Origin of the sequence: Mesorhizobium carmichaelinearum (genome assembly GCF_900199455.1) — a bacterium.
GTDB classification, from domain to species: Bacteria; Pseudomonadota; Alphaproteobacteria; order Rhizobiales; family Rhizobiaceae; genus Mesorhizobium; species Mesorhizobium carmichaelinearum.
The window spans coordinates 1-1,412 of sequence record NZ_FZQR01000109.1 but is presented as its reverse complement, the minus strand read 5'-3'; the positions used below and the strand labels follow the sequence as shown (position 1 = coordinate 1,412).

Genomic DNA, 1,412 nt, shown 5'->3' with positions numbered 1-1,412 from the left:
TTCCATATGTGGACGGCTCCCACTTGCAAGTGTTTTTTACAGATATTTTTGATCGGATCGCTTGCTTCCATATGTGCGGCCTTTGTGTGTGGTCGCACATGACCACTGGCCAAGATGGTTTCCGCAACGCATGTTCCTAACACGGCAACGACCTTGAAAGGCCAATGGAACTGACGGAGTATCACGCGTCTTGGATCGATCGATCGCACCATCTGCTTTTCTCTTGCAAGTTCACAGCATCAGCTCAACACAGTAGCATTCTATTCTGCTCACCGTGATGACCAATTCCTATGTTGCTTACGTTTGCTCCTCTGTCCGCCGATACGCCTCGCCGCTCACCATAAGCTTCCACGCAATACGGGCGATCTTGTTGGCGAGCGCCACCGCAACCAGCTTTGGTTTCTTCCGTTGCAGGAGTTCGATCAGCCATCGGGAAGCATGTCTGCTTCGACCTGCTCTGACATGCTGAAGAAGGGCAGTTGCGCCAACCACCAATATGCTCCTCAGCATTTCGTCGCCAGCACGTGTGATCACCCCCAGTCTGACCTTGCCTGCGGTCGAATGGTCTTTGGGCGTGAGGCCTATCCAAGCGGCAAAATCGCGACCCGACTTGAACGTTCGGGGATCTGGGGTCTTCATCATCAAAAGCGATGCGCCGACCGGCCCGACACCCGGAATTTCGGCCAGGCGCCTGCTGCATTCATTGGAGCGGTGCAACGTGGTCAGTTTTTCCTCGACGGCTTTCGTTTCAGCCAGCAAATCTCGATATTCAATGCCATGCATGACAAAAAGCTCGCGGGCCAATTCAGGCAGGGATTGATCCGCCGCAATCCGCTCCAACAACGGTTCGATGCGGCACATGCCCGTGGCCGCGACGATGCCGAACTCCATGGCAAAACCGCGAATGGCGTTGGCGAGCTGTGTCCGATTGCGAATGAGTCTCTCTCGCACACCGACCAGCATTAACGCCGCCTGCTGGTCCGCGGTCTTCACCGGCACGAAGCGCATCGTCGGTCGGCTCATCGCCTCACACAAAGCTTCCGCGTCCGCCGCGTCATTCTTGCCGCGTTTCACATAAGGTTTCGCCAACTGAGGCGCGATCAATTTCACCTCATGACCGAACGAACTTAACAGCCTCGCCCAATGATGAGAGCCTCCACAGGCTTCGAGTGCGATAGTAGTCGGCGGCGTTTTCTCGAAGAATTTCACCATCTCCCTACGCGAAAGCTTCTTGCGAAGGACTGGTTGCTCGCCTGCGTTCACGCCATGCAATTGGAAAACGCTCTTTGACGTATCCATGCCAATTCTGATAATCTCTTCCACGGACGGTCTCCCTCGATTGAGCTTTCAACGAACTCATTCTGGCACATTGCGATGCTGTTGGGAGCCGTCCACCCCAACACGGCAGCAAC

General features: G+C 55.0%; 2 protein-coding genes. Both read right to left on the bottom strand.

What is annotated here, in order from left to right; genetic code table 11:
- Nucleotides 1-212: hypothetical protein (locus CKW40_RS44465; RefSeq protein WP_210200211.1), on the bottom strand; the 212-nt coding region annotated here is incomplete at its 3' end.
- An 85-nt stretch (nt 213-297) separates the two neighbouring features.
- The gene (locus CKW40_RS42185) at nt 298-1,323 is read right to left on the bottom strand and encodes an IS110 family RNA-guided transposase (RefSeq protein WP_095205377.1); all 1,026 of its coding nucleotides are present in this window, start codon (nt 1,321-1,323) and stop codon (nt 298-300) included.
- Between the last annotated feature and the right edge of the window lie 89 nt (nt 1,324-1,412).